Annotated in this window: 13 protein-coding genes; 5 read left to right on the top strand and 8 right to left on the bottom strand. The window is 40.5% G+C overall.

All coding sequences use genetic code 11. The annotated features are described in order from the left end of the window. Positions 1 to 48: 48 nt before the first annotated feature. The 4 genes from tkt to xylB are packed head-to-tail and all read right to left on the bottom strand — an operon-like array spanning position 49 to position 5,911. Entirely contained in the window at positions 49 to 2,067 is a 2,019-nt protein-coding gene (tkt, locus tag JG479_RS08925) for a transketolase (RefSeq protein WP_200218758.1), read from the bottom strand. A gap of 58 nt (positions 2,068 to 2,125) precedes the next feature. Further along, positions 2,126 to 3,064 (bottom strand): transaldolase, encoded by a 939-nt coding sequence (gene tal / locus JG479_RS08920; protein ID WP_152609347.1) that lies wholly within the window; start codon positions 3,062 to 3,064, stop codon positions 2,126 to 2,128. 39 nt (positions 3,065 to 3,103) lie between these two features. Continuing rightward, positions 3,104 to 4,423 (bottom strand): xylose isomerase, encoded by a 1,320-nt coding sequence (gene xylA, locus JG479_RS08915; protein WP_007375167.1) that lies wholly within the window; start codon positions 4,421 to 4,423, stop codon positions 3,104 to 3,106. 30 nt (positions 4,424 to 4,453) lie between these two features. Further along, positions 4,454 to 5,911, bottom strand: a complete 1,458-nt coding sequence (gene xylB / locus JG479_RS08910; RefSeq protein WP_197111966.1) for a xylulokinase — start codon at positions 5,909 to 5,911, stop codon at positions 4,454 to 4,456. A 162-nt stretch (positions 5,912 to 6,073) separates the two neighbouring features. On the opposite strand from xylB, the gene JG479_RS08905 reads away from it, so the two are divergent. Beyond that, positions 6,074 to 7,030, top strand: a complete 957-nt coding sequence (locus JG479_RS08905; RefSeq protein ID WP_197120897.1) for a Gfo/Idh/MocA family protein — start codon at positions 6,074 to 6,076, stop codon at positions 7,028 to 7,030. 83 nt (positions 7,031 to 7,113) lie between these two features. Here JG479_RS08905 and JG479_RS08900 read toward each other — a convergent pair whose 3' ends face one another. Further along, positions 7,114 to 8,724: a glycoside hydrolase family 43 protein gene (locus tag JG479_RS08900; protein ID WP_200218756.1), complete on the bottom strand. Its 1,611-nt coding sequence runs from the start codon at positions 8,722 to 8,724 to the stop codon at positions 7,114 to 7,116. Between the two features lie 210 nt (positions 8,725 to 8,934). Here JG479_RS08900 and JG479_RS08895 point away from each other — a divergent pair, with 210 nt between their 5' ends. Both JG479_RS08895 and JG479_RS08890 read left to right on the top strand, forming a co-directional pair. Continuing rightward, entirely contained in the window at positions 8,935 to 9,975 is a 1,041-nt protein-coding gene (locus tag JG479_RS08895) for a LacI family DNA-binding transcriptional regulator (RefSeq protein ID WP_007375163.1), read from the top strand. A 67-nt stretch (positions 9,976 to 10,042) separates the two neighbouring features. Next, positions 10,043 to 11,446: a sugar porter family MFS transporter gene (locus tag JG479_RS08890; protein ID WP_442793210.1), complete on the top strand. Its 1,404-nt coding sequence runs from the start codon at positions 10,043 to 10,045 to the stop codon at positions 11,444 to 11,446. A gap of 218 nt (positions 11,447 to 11,664) precedes the next feature. On the opposite strand, the gene JG479_RS08885 is transcribed toward JG479_RS08890, so the two are convergent. After that, a complete protein-coding gene (locus JG479_RS08885; protein WP_200218752.1) occupies positions 11,665 to 13,032 on the bottom strand; it encodes a TrkH family potassium uptake protein in 1,368 nt (455 codons plus the stop codon). Continuing rightward, positions 13,029 to 13,688: a potassium channel family protein gene (locus JG479_RS08880; protein WP_200218749.1), complete on the bottom strand. Its 660-nt coding sequence runs from the start codon at positions 13,686 to 13,688 to the stop codon at positions 13,029 to 13,031. The genes JG479_RS08885 and JG479_RS08880 overlap by 4 nt, the downstream gene beginning before the upstream one ends. A gap of 182 nt (positions 13,689 to 13,870) precedes the next feature. Here JG479_RS08880 and JG479_RS08875 point away from each other — a divergent pair, with 182 nt between their 5' ends. Together JG479_RS08875 and JG479_RS08870 are read left to right on the top strand one after the other, a co-directional pair. Then, complete coding sequence (locus JG479_RS08875) at positions 13,871 to 15,175, top strand: DUF4118 domain-containing protein (RefSeq protein ID WP_200218747.1); 1,305 nt, start codon at positions 13,871 to 13,873, stop codon at positions 15,173 to 15,175. Further along, complete coding sequence (locus JG479_RS08870) at positions 15,168 to 15,836, top strand: response regulator (RefSeq protein WP_165725259.1); 669 nt, start codon at positions 15,168 to 15,170, stop codon at positions 15,834 to 15,836. Before JG479_RS08875 ends, JG479_RS08870 begins: the two co-directional genes overlap by 8 nt. 47 nt (positions 15,837 to 15,883) lie before the next feature. On the opposite strand, the gene JG479_RS08865 is transcribed toward JG479_RS08870, so the two are convergent. Further along, positions 15,884 to 17,326 (bottom strand): sugar porter family MFS transporter, encoded by a 1,443-nt coding sequence (locus tag JG479_RS08865; RefSeq protein ID WP_200218745.1) that lies wholly within the window; start codon positions 17,324 to 17,326, stop codon positions 15,884 to 15,886. Positions 17,327 to 17,348: the final 22 nt, after the last annotated feature.

The raw sequence follows: 17,348 nt of genomic DNA, 5'->3' as shown, positions 1-17,348 counted from the left end.
TAATTGGATAAAATTGTATTATTGCGCGCATTACGCGTACAAAATGTATTAGGCGTTGGCTTTAATTAACGCCTGCGCGGTGCTCACTACATTTTTGGTGGTAAAGCCAAAATGCTCTAATAACACGTTACCTGGCGCCGACTCACCAAAAGTGCTCATACCAATTACTTTGCCTTGTAAGCCAACATATTTAAGCCAGTAATCTTGGTGTGATGTTTCAATTGCAATACGGTTTGCTACCGAGTTTGGCAATACACTTTGCTTGTAATCGTCTGATTGTAGATCAAACAATGTGGTGCTTGGCATTGATACCACACGCACTGCAACGCCTTGTGCTGTAAGCTCTTTTGCGGCTTGCATTGCTAAATCAACTTCAGAACCCGTTGCAATTAAAATAAGCTCAGGCACTTTATTGCTTTCGCTAAGAATATAGCCGCCTTTTTCTATGTCGCTAATTTGCTGAGCGCTGCGTGGCTGGTGGTTGAGCCCTTGGCGACTAAAAATAAGCGCTGTAGGTTGCTGCTGATTTTGTATCGCGTTTTTCCATGATACTGCAGTTTCTACTGCGTCACATGGGCGCCATGTGACTAGGTTTGGCGTCATACGTAGGTTGGCTAGTTGCTCAATAGGTTGGTGAGTCGGGCCGTCTTCACCTTGACCAATAGAGTCGTGGGTATACACAAATATATTTTGAATACCCATAAGTGCCGACATTCTTACTGCGTTACGGGCGTATTCCATAAACATTAAAAATGTAGCACCGTAATTAATAAAACCACTGTGCAGTGATATGCCATTCATAATGCCGCTCATACCAAACTCGCGCACGCCATAAAACAGGTAATTACCGCTGGCGTCATCTGCGCTTATGCCTTTGGAGCCAGACCACAGCGTTAAGTTAGAACCGGCTAAATCGGCAGAGCCACCTAGTAACTCTGGTAAATGCGGGGCAAAGGCTTCAATGGTGTTTTGCGAGGCTTTTCGGCTGGCAATGTTAGCGGCGTCATTGTTGCACTGTGCAATATAGTTGTTTGCAATAGCTTCAAAGTTGTCAGGCAGGGTGCGTTTAATTACGCGTCGCTCAAATTCTTTAGCAAGCTCTGGGTGGCTTTTGGTGTAGTCGCTAAACAGTTGCTGCCATTGTTTTTGTTTTTTATCACCGCTTTGTTTAGCGTCCCAATGGGCGTAAATATCATCACTGATACTAAATGCTTCATTTGGGAGGTTTAAAAATTTGCGCGCCGCAGTTATTTCGTCATTGCCTAATGGCGAGCCATGGCAGTCGTGCGAGCCTGATTTATTTGGCGAGCCAAAACCAATCACGGTTTTACAACAAAGTAGGGTAGGTTTATCGCTCACTTGTTTGGCTTGTGCAATGGCGCTGGCAATTTGTTCTGGGTCGTGACCGTCAATATCTTTTATTACATGCCAGCCGTAAGCGTCAAAGCGTTTAGCGGTGTCGTCGGTAAACCAGCCCTCAACGTGTCCGTCGATAGATATACCGTTATCGTCCCAAAAAGCAATAAGTTTACCCAGGCCTAATGTGCCTGCAAGCGAACATGCTTCGTGCGATATGCCTTCCATTAAACAGCCATCACCCATAAAACAGTAAGTGTAATGATCAACAATATCAAAACTCTCTTTGTTAAATTGTGCTGCTAGGGCTTTTTCGGCAATAGCCATACCTACGGCATTTGATAAACCTGCGCCAAGCGGACCTGTGGTTGTTTCAACACCTGGGGTATAACCGTATTCAGGGTGACCTGGGGTTTTTGAATGCATTTGTCTAAATTGTTTAAGCTCGCTAAGTGGTAGTTCGTACCCGCTTAAATGCAATAAAGAATAAATAAGCATAGATCCGTGACCGTTACTGAGTACAAAGCGGTCTCGGTTTGGCCAATTTGGATCGGTTGGATTGTGGTTTAAAAAATCGTTCCACAGTACTTCGGCTATATCGGCCATACCCATAGGTGCGCCCGGATGCCCTGAATTTGCTTGCTGTACCGCATCCATACTGAGTGCGCGAATGGCATTAGCAAAAGGCGCACGAGAAGAAAGCTGAGTCATGTATTACCTCAAATAAAATTAAAAAAGCCCGCACGTAATGTGGCAGGCTTGAGGGAAATTAGTTTAGTAAGTCTTCAACCAATTTAGCCAAAATACGCTGATCTTTGGCAAAGTTACGAATACCTTCACCGAGCTTTTCGCTGGCCATTGCATCTTCGTTGTGCTGCCATAAAAATTGCTCATGGGTGAGTGCGGTTAAGTCACTTTGCGGTGCTTTGGCAATGTTTGCAGCGTCAAGCTTTGTAACCAGTTCACCTTCTTGGCTTTGTAAATCATTGAGTAATGATGGCGAGATAGTCAGTAAATCGCAGCCAGCAAGTTCGATTATTTCCTGGGTATTTCTAAAGCTTGCACCCATTACCACGGTTTTATAATCGTACTTTTTATAGTACTGATAAATACCTGTAACCGACTGCACACCAGGATCTTCGCTTGGGGTGTATTCTTTATTATCGCGGGCTTTGTACCAATCAAGAATACGACCAACAAACGGAGATATAAGCGTTACGTTAGCTTGTGCGCACGCAATGGCTTGAGCCATCGAAAAAAGCAGCGTTAAGTTACACTTAATGCCTTCTTTTTCTAACTGCTCGGCGGCTTTAATGCCTTCCCATGTTGAAGCAAGTTTAATAAGTACGCGGTCTTTTGAAATACCCGCTTGCTCGTAAAGTGAAATAAGCTTACGCCCTTTGGCAATACTTGCTTGGGTATCAAACGATAAACGCGCATCCACTTCGCTCGATATACGCCCAGGTATTACTTTTAGTATTTCACAGCCAAAGTTAACAATAAGTTGGTCGCATATAGCGTCAACGTTGTTGCCAGCTTTTTGTATAGCGTCTTCAATTAAATGTTTATATTGAGGTAATTTTGCAGCTTGTAAAATTAACGAAGGATTGGTTGTTGCATCAACCGGTTGTAGGGCTTTGATTGACTCTACATCGCCACTGTCGGCAACGACTGTGGTTACTTTTTTGAGTTGTTCTAACAAGTTCATAATGATGTACGCCTCGGCTTTAAAACCGAGGCGATGTCCTTATACGTAGCGGTTAACAATATTCTCAAGCAGTTCTTGGCGACCAGAAACTTGCTTAGGATCGATGTTGTTCTCGTGTACTAAGGCTGAAAGGCTTTCAAGTGATTGCTCACCATTTAGAATGCTTTGACCTAGGTCTTCTTTCCAACCAGCGTAACGTTTTTCAACAAAATCAGTCAGCTCGCCACCTTCAATCATTGCTGCTGCATTGAGTAATGCTTTAGCCATCGTATCCATACCGCCAATGTGACCAATGAATAAGTCATCACGCTCACACGATTGACGACGAAGTTTAGTGTCAAAGTTAAAGCCGCCCGTTGTAAAACCACCCATTTTTAAAATTTCGTAAACAACAAGTGTGCACTCAGCTACGTCGTTAGGAAATTGGTCTGTATCCCAACCGTTTTGCATGTCGCCACGGTTAGCATCAATACTACCCATAATGCCTTCTGCGCAAGCAACTGCAATTTCGTGGTGGAAGCTATGACCCGCAAGTGTTGCGTGGTTTGCTTCAATGTTTACTTTAATTTCGTCTTGTAAGCCGTGCTTGTATAAAAAGCCTGCAACCGTTGCTGTATCGTAATCGTACTGGTGCTTAGTTGGCTCTTGTGGTTTTGGCTCAATTAATAATGTGCCTTTAAAACCAATTTTTTTCTTGTGCTCTACAACCATTTTCAAAAAGCGTGCGTACTGTTCGCTTTCTTGTGCAAGGTCTGTATTTAGTAGCGTGTCGTAACCTTCACGACCACCCCAAAGTACGTAGTTTTCGCCGCCTAAACGATGCGTAATTTCCATTGCATGTTTAACTTGTGCTGCTGCATATGCATACGTATTAGGATTAGGGTTTGTTGCACCACCGGCACAAAAACGCTGATTTGAGAATAAGTTAGCAGTACCCCACAGTAGTTTTACACCTGTGCGCTGCATTTCTTTTTCGATAATGTTAGCTATGTGCGTTACGTTATCGTGGCTTTCTTGTAGTGTTTTGCCTTCAGGGGCAATATCAACATCATGAAAACAAAAGTAAGGAACGCCTAATTTTTCATAAAATTCAAAGGCTACTTTTACTTTTTGTTCAGCAAGTTCTAATTGATTGCCTACAGGTTGGATCCAAGGACGGTCAAACGTACCTTCACCAAAAATATCAAACCCTGTAGAACAAAAGTTATGCCAGTAACAGGCTGCAAAACGTAAATGTTCTTTCATTGTTTTGCCAAGCACTACTTGGTTTTCGTCGTAGTAACGAAATGCAAATGGGTTTTTAGAGTTTTCACCCTCAAATTTGATTTTTTCAACGTTTGTAAAAAATTGTTCGCTCATAATGTGCTCCATTAATTTTATAATAGTGTATTAAAAGTATGTTTTTACACTTTGGTAAAGTGCTTTGTATGTTGTGTATTGCTGTGCGTAAAAGTCTTGCATGACTGGGTCTGGCTCAATTGTTTGCGTTACCTTGCCGTTAACACACACTTGTTGTGCAGGGAGTTGTGTTACTGCTATTCGGGCAAGTCTTGCAGCGCCAAATGCGGGGCCAACTTCTGAGCCTTCTCGGTAAATTAGGGGGCGGTTGAGTACACTTGCGATGATTTTTCCCCACAGTGGGCTTTTAGCGCCACCACCAATTACTGTTACATCGTCAATTTGTGCGCCAGCATCAAGCAGTACTTGTTGGCCATCGGCAAAGGCAAAAGCAACGCCCTCGAGTACTGCGCGGCCAAGGGCTGCTGCATCGGTATCGCTGTCTAAACCAAAAAATACGCCTTTGGCATCGGGGTTATTATGCGGCGTACGCTCGCCAGTTAAATAAGGTAAAAATATCACTGAGCTTGGTTTGCTAAAATCGCATTTACTTACTTGTTCAAGCAATGCGCTTTCGTTTTTAAAACCGGTTAATTTAGTGACCCAGGTTAAACAGCTTGCTGCGCTTAACACTACTGACATTTGGTGCCAGGTGTTTTCAATGCAATGACAAAAAGTATGTACAGCACCTTCTGGGTTAGGCAGGTATTTATCGTTAGCAACAAAGTAAACGCCCGAAGTACCTAATGACAAAAACGCTTGTTTAGGCCTTACTACACCAACACCGGCAGCGCCTGCGGCATTATCGCCACCACCTGCAACAACAGGCACTTGTTCCATACCCCATTTAGCAGCAACTTGGGCTGTTAATTTGCCAGTAATTTGTGTGCCCTCAAAAAGGGTAGGCATGTGTTGCTCTGTTAAGTCGCAGGCGCTAAGCATTTTTTGCGACCATGCTCTTTTTTCTACGTCTAGCCACAGTGTGCCTGCTGAGTCAGACATGTCTGATGCAAAATCACCGGTCATTAAAAAGCGTAGGTAGTCTTTTGGTAATAATACTTTGGCTACTTTTGCAAAGTTTTCTGGTTCAAACTCTTTTAACCAAACCAATTTAGGTGCAGTAAAACCAGGCATTGCTATGTTGCCGGTAATATTACGAGAATTTGGTTCGCGTTTTTCAAGCTCTACACATTGTGCTGCACTGCGCCCGTCGTTCCATAAAATGGCTGGGCGAATAATGTTATTGTTTTTATCAAGCAGCGTAGCGCCATGCATTTGCCCAGAAAGGCCCACAGCCTTTACCGATTTTAGTAATGCAGGGTGAGTATTTTTAAGCTCCTCGATTGCACTACAGGTAGCAAGCCACCAATCTGTAGGGTTTTGCTCAGAAAAAAGGGGGGCTGGGCGTGAAACGCTTAAAGATCCACTTGCTTGAGCAAGTAATTGGTCTTGCTCGTCTAAAATAATTACTTTTACACCTGAAGTGCCTAAATCGATACCAAGGAACATAAATGTGATACTTAATGTTGTTTTAGTGTTAGCGCTAACATTAATGATTTGATATTGTTAAGTCAAGCTAGTTTTAAACTATGTTTAACAATTAATTTGCAAGTTTATTGCTTGGTTGTTGGAGTTCACTTAAATTTCTTTTTAAGATCATAAGGAAACACTATGAAAAAAATAAACTGGGGTATTGTTGGTTGTGGCCGAATTGCTGCACAATTTTGTGAAGACTTAGCACATACAAATAATGGTGTTGCGTACGCAGTTGCAGCAAGAAATGGAGATGATGCAACCGCTTTTGCGAGCAAGTATGGTGCGGCCAATGCCTACGAAGGGTATCAGGCATTATTTGACGATAAAAACGTTGATGTAGTTTACATTGCGACCCCGCATAACTTTCACTTTAAAAATGCCAGCGATGCTATTAAATCAGGTAAGCATGTATTGTGCGAAAAGCCCATTACGGTTTCGGCTGAAGAGTGCAAGCAGTTGTGTTTACTGGCTAAAAAGCACGACGTATTTTTAATGGAAGCCATGTGGACGTACTTTTTACCTGCAATACAAAAAGCAAAACAATGGGTAGAGCAAGGGCGAATTGGCACTATTAAACATGTTAAAGCTGACTTTGGCTACCCTGTGCCTTTTAACCCCGACGGGCGTGAATACAACCCAGATTTAGCGGGCGGTTGTTTACTTGATATGGGAATTTATCCGCTTGCCATTGCCAATTACTTTTTAAATAACGACCTTGAAAACTTATACGTAAGAGCAAATATTCGCTACAAAGGCGTGGAAGACGATGTACTTATTACTGCTAATTGTGGTGATGTAATGGTGAGCTTAGCAACGTCATTTCAATGCCGGTTAGGGAATGGCGCGTATATTATTGGCGACAAAGGCTATATAAAAATACCCGATGCATTTAGGGCTTATGAGTGCTCTTTGTATGAGCTTGATGATTTAATTGAGCATTTTGAAGATGGCAGGCAGTCACAAGGTTATAGCTTTGAAGCGCAAGAAGTAGGGCGCTTACTGAGCGAAAACAAACGAGAGAGTGACATTATGAGCCACTCTCAAAGTTTACTTTTACAATCACAAATGGAACGTATTAAAGCCCTGTTTTAAAATAGTTTTAAGAGAACTTTAATAGAGCTTTAAAGCAGTTTCAAAAAGCTTTCAATCAAATAATAAACTTAACTGGCGGCGATTTATTCGTCGCTAGGTTCGTCATAATTAAAAAATGAATAGTGAGCTTCTTTATTTTGTCCCGATAAGTCTTGGCAGGCCATACCAACAAAAGCGCCGGTAAAACACGGGCGATACCCTTGCGGTGATTGCTGCACGTAATCATCAGATAAAATGCTGCCATCGAGCACTGGGCCAAACTTTATCCAGCAGTTTTTCTCGGTGGCATAATAAAACTGTAGCTGCGCGCCATTAAAATCAGCTTTTAAGTAAACAGGTTTGTTTGTTTTAAGCAAAAGCGGTGCAACAGGCGTGCTTGTTTGGTATTTATCGCAGCTTAGTATATTTAAATAACGCGGTGTGGCTTCATCACCTACATCGCCGCCGCTTATATGCAAATAGTAGTAATGCGCGGTGTTGTAATAACATACTAGCCCCGCCATTTGTTGAAAACTGCTTGGTGCAAAATCAACGCATGTGCTGCTAACAGTATGATGAGCCTGTACACGCCTGGCAATAAAACTTTGCTGATGCAATGAGCTTAAAGACTCTTTACCTAGTAGGGTAAGCGATGCTTTTTGAGTGTTTTTATACACCCAGCTTTTGCACATGGGTATACGCAATGACTGAAAATCAACAGTCAGATCATCTTTACTAAAATCAATATGTGTTGTAGGTTGCGGCTGTGGGTTTAGCGTTAAACCTTCAACGGGTACGTGTATTCTCGGGGCTTTATTTGTGTGTTTGGCATAAGGCCAGTCATCGTCTTTCCAGATTATTTGCTCAATCCCTGTTTCACGCCCTGTAATGCAGCGGCCACGCTCAGTCAGTGGTCTAGATGTTAAAAATACCGTGTACCAATCACCGGCTTGCGTTTGAAAAAAATCTCCATGGCCACATTTTTGTAGCGTATTACTCGGCTCGTGGGCTGCTGTAATAACGGGGTTGTGCGGGTGTACTTGGTAAGGGCCAAATACGTTTTTAGAGCGCGCAACACTAATGCAGTGTTCATACCCAGTGCCACCTTCAGCGGTAATTAAATAGTAGTAAGCACCGCGTTTTAAAATATGTGGGCCTTCAGTGCAACCAAGTTTTGTGCCTGAAAATATAGGTTTAACATCGCCTATTAACTTATTGGTTTTTAGGCAAAGCTCTTGCATTACTATGCCACCAAATAGTGCGTTGTTGCGGTGATCAACCAACATGTTTAGCAAATAGCTTTTACCGTCATCATCGTGAAAAATAGACGGATCAAAACCGCTAGAGTTTAAGTAAGTCGCTTGTGACCAGTTACCGGTAATATCAGTGGTTGATACAAAATAGTTTGGTGTGTCTTTGTAAGGGCCATCAAAGCTTTTTACATTGGTATATACCAAATAAAAACGGCCATTATTGTAACTAAGTTGCGGTGCCCATACGCCGCAAGAGTCGGGTACTCCTCGCATATCGAGTTGCTCTACGGTGTTAAGTGCTTGGCCTATAACTCGCCAATTTACTAAATCGGTAGAGTGGTGAATTTGCACACCGCCAAACCATTCAAATGTTGAAGTGGCTATGTAGTAATCGTTATTAACTCTGACAATGTTTGGGTCTGGGTTAAAGCCTCTTAGAATTGGGTTTTGCAGCATGCTCATAATATAGGCCTTTTTAAGTTTTTTATATTATTGGGTGTGAATATTATAAATTTGTTGTTAGCGCTAACATTTTCAGTGTAGTATAAGACTTTGTCAATAAGTAATCATTTAAAACGCGCTGTAAACAATATCAAGCTTTACAATTATGTATAATGAAAATTAAGAAAGCTAATTATAACAATCCACTGATTGTGAGTAGGTAATAAGAATATGGCCGATCCTAAAAGAGCAAGAATACAAGATGTAGCCGAGCAGGCTGGTGTATCAATGATGACGGTTTCGCGTGTGCTCAACCAAGACAAAAAAGTAAGCGACAAAACCCGCGAAAAAGTAATGGCGGTTGTTGAGCAATTAAATTACAGGCCAAATGTGTCTGCTAGGCGCCTTGCTAGTACTAAGTCATTCTTTTTAGGGCTTTTATACGATAACCCAAGTGACTCTTACATAAGCCAATTTTTATTGGCAGCGCTTAAAAAATGCCGTGCATTGGGCTACCACCTTGTTGTTGACGAAGCGCATACCGATATTGACAAAACAATTGAATCGGTAAAGCAACTTATTGATGTTACACAGGTTGATGGCATGATTTTACTGCCTCCTATGTGCGACAACGAACAGGTTTTAGATGTACTTACTAAAGCAAATATTCCGTTTGTAAGAATAACGCCAGATACAAAATTAAATCGCTCCCCTTATATATGCATGGACGATTACCAAGCGGCGTTTGATGTTACAGAGCATTTAATAAATCAAGGGCACAGCAAAATTGCACATATTATTGGCGACACCAAACAAGGTGTAAGCCGTTTGCGTTACCAAGGTTATTTAGATGCGCTGCGCTCTAATAAAATAATAACGCCACCTGAGTATATAGAGCAGGGCAGTTTTACTTATCAATCGGGTATGGAAGCGGCAATAAAATTACTTTCGCTTGATGATAAACCAACGGCTATTTTTGCAGCTAACGATGATATGGCAGCCGCTGTAATCTCAATAGCTCAAAAACAAGGTATTAATATTCCAAGCGAACTCTCGGTTGTTGGCTTTGATGACACGCAACTTGCAACCATTGTTTGGCCAAATATTTCTACGGTAAAACAGCCCATTAATGAAATGGCTGAGCTTGCGATTACGTTACTTGCATCGGGTCAGTATAACGATTTAAGCAATGTAAAAAGCTTAGACTTAAGACATATTTTAGATTTTGAATTAATAGAAAGAGAATCAAGCTCAACCAATAAAAATAACTAAATAAGCAAATACGCACACCCTTTTGAGCTTCAAAATCTATATAAAATAACAACAACACACAATATGGATACTTATGAACGAGAAAGAAAATGTACTTTTAATAGTACTGGTTTGCTTTGTTGCGACCATTGGCGGTTTTTTATTTGGTTTTGACAGCGGCGTAATTAACGGCACTGTTGATGGATTACAAACGGCGTTTGGCTCCAGTAGTGCGGGTACGGGATTTAACGTATCGAGCATGCTAATTGGTTGTGCCATTGGTGCGTTTTGCGCAGGTCGATTGGCTGATAAATTTGGACGACGTCCAATTTTACTTTTTGCTGCAGCCTTATTTATTATAAGTGCTTGGGGTTCGGGTGTGTCAGTCACATCGTTTGAATTTGTGATTTATCGAATTTTAGGCGGCTTAGCGGTAGGGGCTGCATCGGTTATGACCCCAGCTTATATTAGCGAAATTGCCCCCGCACGATACAGAGGCACGCTCTCTACACTGCAACAAGTGGCTATTATATTTGGTTTGTTTAGCGCATTTGTGAGTAACTATTTTTTAGCAAATACGGCTGGCGGCTCTACGGCTATATTTTGGCTCGACTTTGAAACATGGCGTTGGATGTTTTGGGTTGAGTTATTACCTGCATGCTTGTTTTTAATCGCTTTATTTTTTATCCCTGAAAGCCCACGATACTTAATTATGGCTGGTAAAAAAGACGCTGCTGCACGTGTTTTATCGTCATTATATGGTGCTGAAACTGCCGCTCTTAAATTAAATGAAATAGCAGAGTCTCTTGCTGGCGATAAACACCAACCTAAATTATCTGATCTTATTGATAAACCTAAAAAACGTTTACGCCCCATTGTTTGGATAGGAATTGGCTTAGCTACATTTCAGCAATTAGTCGGCATTAACGTTGTTTTTTACTACGGCGCGGTACTTTGGCAAGCAGCAGGCTTTACTGAATCTGACGCGTTACTTATTAATATAATAAGCGGCTTTGTAAGTATTTTAGCGGTGTTTATTACCATGTATTTTATAGACAAAATTGGCAGAAAACCTTTTTTGTTAACCGGCTCAATTGGTATGACGGTGACGCTTTCGGTTATTGTTTATGCCTTTTTAAATGCAGATATTGGCTCAACAGGTAATTTAGAGCTAGGAGAGCAGGGCATAGTTGCTTTAATAGCCGCTAATGCGTATGTGTTCTTTTTTAACTTATCGTGGGGCCCTGTAATGTGGGTTATGTTAGGTGAAATGTTCCCTAACCAAATTCGCGGCTCTGGCCTTGCAGTTACCGGCTTTGCCCAGTGGATAGCTAACTTTTTAATTACCTGGTCGTTCCCTGTTATGCTCACAGGCATTGGTTTAGCTGGGGCGTATGGTTTTTACGCATTTTGTGCGTTTGTTTCAGTCATATTTGTATTTAAGTTTTTACACGAAACCAAAGGCAAAGAGCTTGAACAAATGAAAGGGTAAATATTACCCCTTTAATAAGCGCCAAAACTATTGTAATGGTTTGGCGCTTATTTTATTAATTTTCATATCTGCAATAATAAAGTGAGGTTATAGTTACCTTTGTTTTTTCTATAAAAGTTTCTCAATCGATAAAGCCATATTTAGGAGTCGCTAATTTCCTTGCTTACACTGCCAAAAACCTTACATAAATTATGCTGGCTAAGTAGCTATGATAATAGTTATCCTATTTGGATGGTTGTTTTAGCAAACTTAAGAGGTTGTAATTTAGGTCTTGCAAAACAATACGCAAATGTCAGTGGACCAACTCTGCCAATCAGCATAAGTAAAATTATTATTAGCTGGCTTGGCAAGCTTAAGCTACTAGTAAAATCCCGAGATAGCCCTACAGTGCTTAATGCCGAAATTACTTCAAAAGTAATATCTAAAAGTGACGCTTGCTCAATTTTACTCATTATCATAATGCTCAAAAAAGCCGTAAATAAGTACAAAATTACAACGCTTAGTGCTTTTATCACAAGTTTGTCGCTTAGCTCTCTGTTAAGCACGGTTACCTGTGGTTTTTGGCGTAAATAGCTATACATAGCAAGTAGTAAAATAACAAAAGTTCCAATTTTAATACCGCTTGCTGTACTTACCGAACCACCACCTATTACCATTAATAACAATGTAAGTAATGTTGAGTCGGAACTGAGCTGGCTAATAGGTAAAGTATTAAAGCCTGCAGTACGCGGTGTTACAGCTTGAAACCAGGCTGCAATTACTTGCTCGTTAAAAGGTAGGTTGGCCAGTGTGGCTGGATTTGAATATTCAAATAAAAAAATAAGCAAAAATGCACAGCAATTAATTACAGCACTCGCAATTAATACAATACGTGTATTGATTGCTAATTTATGCCAGCGACGTTGTTGATATATATCTATTAAAACGGTAAACCCCAAACCACCGATTATAAATAATGCACTGATAATAAGATTAACAGATATATCACTTTTAAAAGCCATTAAGCTATTACTGTCTAGCGCAAACCCGGCATTGTTAAAAGCCGAAATAGTATAAAATAGACTTTGGTAGGCGCTACCCGCAATACCATAGTCATCTACCCAGCTAATAAAAAGTAAGCAAAATGCTATAGTTTGAATTATTAGCGAGTAAGTTATTACACATTTAGCTACATGGATCACTCCATTTAAATCGCTTGTATCGAATGCTTGGCTTGCAAGTAGACGTTGTTTTAAGCCTAAATTTTTACCAATACTTAAAAACGAAATAACGGCTACGGTCATAAAGCCGATTCCTCCAATTTGAATAAGCACCATCACAACACATTGCCCAAATGTGGTTAGCGCAGTACCTGTATCAATAACAACTAAGCCTGTTACTGTAACCGCAGAGGATGCAGTAAAAAAAGCTTGAATAAAGCTAAGCGATTCAACACTTGCAAAAGGTAATAGTAATAAGCAAGTGCCGAAAATAATGAGTGTAAAAAAACCAGCAGTTAAAATTAAAGGGGGATTAACAGGCCTTTTGAAATTATTTAAACGGCGATTAAATTGCTTTGGAAGTACGTGTGCTTGCCAGTTAATCATAAAGCTTTAAACCGTTTGGTGAGTTTTGTTAGGTAATGTTTAGAGCCCAGTAATACAAGGCTATCACCATGGCGTAACTCGGTGTCGAGTGTTAGGTCTGTATTAAAGTTGTCATCTCGGCGTAAGGTAAGCGGCTTTATGTCTGAGTTACGCTCTTTTAATAGCCAGCCAATATTGCGCCCTGATAAATGTAAATCTATGGCAAGCTCAACAATGAATGTAGATTGTGTAAGCGCAAAGTACTGGCTAACCATAGGGTAGTTAAGTGCATGGGCGACTCTTACACCCATTTCTTCTTCTGGGTGAATAATACGGGATACGCCAAGTTTACTTAAAATTTGATGGTGACTTTTAGAGCACGCCTTAACCCATATTTGTTTAACACCAAGGTTTTTTAAATGCAGCACGCATAAAATACTCGCTTCTATATTTTCACCAATTGCAACTAATACAGCTTGGCAGCTGGTTAAGTCGAGTCGAGCAAGCTGTGTTTCATCACTAGCATCTAAAATGACGGTGTAATTTAACTGATTAGCAAACGTGTTAATGGTGCTTTCGCTTATATCGGCTGCGCAAACGTGATGCCCCTGATTAGCAAGCTCAAGCGAGGCGGTAACACCAAAACTACCTAATCCAATTACTGCAAACTGTGCCATGTGCGTTCCTATTTAAAAAATACGACATAGCAAAGACTATGTAATTTTAAAAAAGAGTCACCCCATATCAATTAAGCTTTATAAACATTTAACACTACAGCCAAAAATCTTTATAAAAACTTTATACACAACGTATTAAAAAGCAGTAATCTATAAAAAGAGAATTTTATGGGAGTGCACAAATGGGTATTAATAAATGGCTTAAGCCGCTTTTATTAACAACAATTGCGCCTATTTTTATTGTGCTGGCTATTTTTCCAGTTCGAGAGTGGCTAACGACCACCGACATTGTGATGTTGCAATTACTTTGGGTGGCATGGGTTGCGGTGCGTCAAAATGCAGCCTTAGCGGGGATTACAACGTTAGTTAGTGTGGCATGTACCGACTGGTTTTTTGTACTGCCGTACTTTACATTTCATATCGAAAAAATTGAATACTTAGTCACTTTTACTGTCATGCTTATAGTTGGCTTGATGATAAGCAAATTGGCGGGCGAGCTAAGTAAAAACGTTCGTGATACCCAGTTACATGCCAGCAATACACGATGTTTATATGAGTTAGCTAAGGCGCTTAATGGGCTTGATGATATAAACGCTCAGCGCCAAGTATTTACAACATCGATTAAAAACCATCTAGGTATTACACTTCGTTGGAACAATAATACAATGGATAATGGAGAGTACTTCAATATCGAACAAAACACACAATGGGGCGGCTTTATTGCAGATGCCGAACTTAGTCCTGAAAACCGTGCATTTATAGATACGGCACTGTCTTTGTTGTTTCAGGTCCACGAAAACTCAAATCTTAGAAACCAGTCGGCATCGATGAAAGTACAAGCAGAGTTAGAACGTGCTAAAAATGCATTGCTGCGTAGTTTATCTCATGATCTACGCACGCCTTTGGCTACTATTATGGGCTCATCAAGCATGTTAGCTGACGAAAATATTGAGCTGAGTAAGGCATCAATTACAGAACAAGCAAAAAATATTTATGAGCAAAGTGAAATCTTAAATCAGCATTTTAATAAAGTGATGGAGCTTAGCCGGGTAAATAAAATCGGAGAGCAGCTAGCATGGCAAGCTATAAACGTACATACACTTATTACTGAGGCTAAAGCACGCAGGCAGCAGCAATTAAGTGGTTTTAACTTAGCGTTAGTCTTTGATAAAGCCACTTGTTGTATAGGTGATATAACACTTTTAGAAATCGCGCTTGCGAATATATTCGAAAACGCGGCACGTTACGGTGATGGAGTGGCGACAGTGGACTTTAATACTGAACGAATTGGTAATATAACACACTATAAAATAGCCGTAAGCAACCTCATAGTTACTCATCCAAGCAGTTCGGATGAAGGAGTTGGGCTTGGTAGCGTAATTTGCGATGTAGTTGCTCAGTTTCATCAAGGCGAATTTGTATTAGCTATTGATGAGCTGACCCAAGTAGCCACAGCAATACTTAGCTGGAGTGCAAAGAATGATTAATGTATTGGTGCTAGAAGACTCACCTGCATTGCAAAGTTTTTTAAAAACATTACTAGGTGCCAGTGGCTATAACGTATCAATTAGTGCGAAAGGGCTTGATGGTTTTTCATTAATGAGTGAGCAAAGCTTTGACTTAGTGTTACTTGATTTGGGATTGCTTGATATGGATGGACAGGCTTGGTTACTTGAAGTACGACAATGGAGCCAAATACCAATATTAGTGCTTTCGGCTCGCGATGGCGAGGTGGAAAAGGTTACAGCCCTTGATAATGGGGCAAACGATTATATAACCAAACCTTTTAGTGCAAACGAACTTCTGGCAAGAATGCGTGTGCTACTAAGAGTAAATACACAGCCCAGTTTGGCACTGAAATGCGGTAACATCATTATAGATCCGCATAAGCACACCGTTACGCTTAACAGCAGCGATGTAAAGCTCACTAATAAAGAATATAAAATTTTGCTTATGTTATTTCAAAATAAAGATAAGGTGCTTACTCATAATGCTATTTTAAGTCAGGTATGGGGGGATCAATACATTAATAGACCTGAGTATATACGTGTACATGTAGCGCAGCTAAGACAAAAACTTGAGGCAAACCCTGCAAGCCCTATTCATATCTTAACTGAGCCAGCGGTAGGTTATAGATTAGTTGGGTAGGCACTAAAAAATTATCGTCCTAAATTTAGCTATTTAGGACGATAAAGTTATACGTTTTCTAGTTTCGTTCCTTTGGTTTCAGTTACTAAGTAAATAACAAAAAGTACCGATATAAAAGCAAAAAAAGCATAGAGCGAATACGCGAGTGCAAGCCCTCCACCGGCTAGCAATATTGGAAAGGTCATAGTAACTAAAAAGTTAGCCAGCCATTGAGCAAGCCCTGCAACCCCTAAGCCTAATCCCCTCATGTTATTTGGAAATATCTCGCCGAGCATTACCCACATTACAGGACCCCATGAAAGGTTAAAAAAGAATACATATAAGTTGGCCTGTACGAGTGCAGTAAAGCCCCAGTCGCCAAGTTGTAATTGTCCTTGAGGGTCTATAGTGCCGTTAGAAAATGCGACAACTAAACCAATGAGTGAGAAGGTCATGCCTATTGAACCGATTAATAAAAATGGCTTTCGGCCTAATTTATCAATAAGCGATAAAGTAATAAAGCAGGCAACTAAGCTAATTACGCCACTAATAATATTGATTAAAAGCGCATCTGATTCTGAAAAACCAACAGCCTGCCATAATATAGCGCCATAATAAAATACCACGTTAATACCGACTAGTTGCTGTAATGTTGCAAGCCCAATTGCAATATAAACGACTGGTTTTAGCTTGAATGAGTGTGCTTGAAATAAGTTACTTATCTTTGTTTTTCCGCTATTACCTAATGACTGCCTTATTTCTTCCCACATTGATTTGGCGTTTTTAGCACCGAATAACTGCGATAGAATTTTCATTCCTGCTTGTTGTTTATTTTTCATTGCTAAATAACGCGGGCTTTCTGGAATAAAAAATAAAGTGACTAAAAAAATAGTTGCAGGGACTAATTCTATCCAAAACATCCATCGCCACGTATCAAAGCCTGACCAAAGTACTTCGGTTGAGTTCCCTGATATTTGTACTAATGAATAGTTACTTAAAAAAGAGCAAAATAATCCTAAAATAATAGCAATTTGCTGAATAGAAGTAAGCGTACCACGTAAACGTGTCGGGGCTATTTCACTTATATAAGCGGGCGTTAGTATTGAAGCTGCACCTACCGCCAAGCCGCCAATTAAGCGATAAATTATAAATTCCCCAGACGACCCTGCAATGCCTGAGCCCCAGGCACTGATAATAAAAAGAACAGCAGTTGCAAGTAATACCTTTTTACGACCAAAGTGATCGGCACTTTTACCTGCTATTAATGCACCAATAGCGCAGCCTAGCAGCATACTTGCTACATTAAAGCCGGTTACTACGCTGTCTGAGTTAAAGGCACCTTTGAGTCCATCAACTGTGCCATTAATTACACCGCTATCAAAACCAAATAAGAATCCACCAATCGCAGCTACGCACGCGATAAAAAATATACGTAGCAAGTTCTCGTTTTCGATACTCTCTAATTGAATAGATGTACCACTGAGCGTGGGATCTGTTGCTGTATTTTCCATTTTTTAATTCCTAGATTTTTAT

Origin of the sequence: Pseudoalteromonas sp. LC2018020214 (assembly GCF_016598755.1) — a bacterium.
GTDB classification, from domain to species: domain Bacteria; phylum Pseudomonadota; class Gammaproteobacteria; order Enterobacterales; family Alteromonadaceae; genus Pseudoalteromonas; species Pseudoalteromonas distincta.
The sequence above is the reverse complement of the archived record's forward strand: the minus strand, read 5'-3'. Positions and strand labels throughout refer to the sequence as shown.

Excerpts from the sequence above, each read along its gene's own strand:
- tkt (WP_200218758.1), bottom strand. The coding sequence starts at position 2,067 with ATGACTCAGCTTTCTTCTCGTGCGCCTTTTGCTAATGCCATTCGCGCA.
- tal (WP_152609347.1), bottom strand. The coding sequence starts at position 3,064 with ATGAACTTGTTAGAACAACTCAAAAAAGTAACCACAGTCGTTGCCGAC.
- xylA (WP_007375167.1), bottom strand. The coding sequence starts at position 4,423 with ATGAGCGAACAATTTTTTACAAACGTTGAAAAAATCAAATTTGAGGGT.
- xylB (WP_197111966.1), bottom strand. The coding sequence starts at position 5,911 with ATGTTCCTTGGTATCGATTTAGGCACTTCAGGTGTAAAAGTAATTATT.
- JG479_RS08905 (WP_197120897.1), top strand. The coding sequence starts at position 6,074 with ATGAAAAAAATAAACTGGGGTATTGTTGGTTGTGGCCGAATTGCTGCA.
- JG479_RS08900 (WP_200218756.1), bottom strand. The coding sequence starts at position 8,724 with ATGAGCATGCTGCAAAACCCAATTCTAAGAGGCTTTAACCCAGACCCA.
- JG479_RS08895 (WP_007375163.1), top strand. The coding sequence starts at position 8,935 with ATGGCCGATCCTAAAAGAGCAAGAATACAAGATGTAGCCGAGCAGGCT.
- JG479_RS08885 (WP_200218752.1), bottom strand. The coding sequence starts at position 13,032 with ATGATTAACTGGCAAGCACACGTACTTCCAAAGCAATTTAATCGCCGT.
- JG479_RS08880 (WP_200218749.1), bottom strand. The coding sequence starts at position 13,688 with ATGGCACAGTTTGCAGTAATTGGATTAGGTAGTTTTGGTGTTACCGCC.
- JG479_RS08875 (WP_200218747.1), top strand. The coding sequence starts at position 13,871 with ATGGGTATTAATAAATGGCTTAAGCCGCTTTTATTAACAACAATTGCG.
- JG479_RS08870 (WP_165725259.1), top strand. The coding sequence starts at position 15,168 with ATGATTAATGTATTGGTGCTAGAAGACTCACCTGCATTGCAAAGTTTT.
- JG479_RS08865 (WP_200218745.1), bottom strand. The coding sequence starts at position 17,326 with ATGGAAAATACAGCAACAGATCCCACGCTCAGTGGTACATCTATTCAA.